Source organism: Rhodopseudomonas sp. BR0C11 (assembly GCF_010820945.1).
GTDB lineage: Bacteria > Pseudomonadota > Alphaproteobacteria > Rhizobiales > Xanthobacteraceae > Rhodopseudomonas > Rhodopseudomonas palustris_H.
This window is the reverse complement of sequence record NZ_QTKI01000807.1, coordinates 1-608: the sequence shown is the minus strand read 5'-3', so window position 1 is coordinate 608 and position 608 is coordinate 1. Positions and strand designations below refer to the sequence as shown.

At 64.5% G+C, this 608-nt stretch carries 1 protein-coding gene; it reads left to right on the top strand.

Features of this window, described 5'->3' with window-relative positions:
• Nucleotides 1-181: 181 nt before the first annotated feature.
• A partial coding sequence (locus tag DYI24_RS27510; protein ID WP_502706398.1) for a PAS domain-containing protein occupies nucleotides 182-608 on the top strand: 427 nt, incomplete at its 3' end.

Here is a 608-nt window from a genome sequence, read left to right as displayed (position 1 = left end):
CCATCGTTGTCTCTCCCTGATCGGGCAACCGTTGCTGCCGCGTCTTTCGTTGTAGGTGTTGATACTCTGTTAATGACAAATACTCGACTGCAATTCAAATCCACTGCGGATGCGGGATTGCGCCGGCATTCAGGGTTGCACTTAACCATTATTACAGCGGCCTTCGCCATCCTTCGCGCGCATGACGAGCGCCGCACCATCCTTTCCCTCGACCGGGACGACCGACGTCGCCGAGAGCGATGAGGCGCTTTCCGCGGACGCGGCGGGCATCGCGGCTGCCGACGCCGGAGACCTGCGGCTGTTCAAGGAAATCGTCCGTGCGCTGCCTTCGGCCGTAACGGTGCAGGACGAGCAGGGCCGCTTTGTCTTCATCAACGACGCCGCAGCCGCGCAATATCGGCTTCCGCCTGCATCGACCGACAGCGCCAGCAACCCGCCACTCGACCGGCGCCGCGGCGACGGCGCCGCACTGCTGGCCCAGGGCCAGTCCGGCACGCGCGAAGAACGCATTGCCTTCGGCGGCGCAGCCCGCGCGCTGCTCACTGCGCACAAGCCGGTGGACATCGACGGACGCAAACTGCTGCTGTCGAGTTCGCTCGATGTCACCG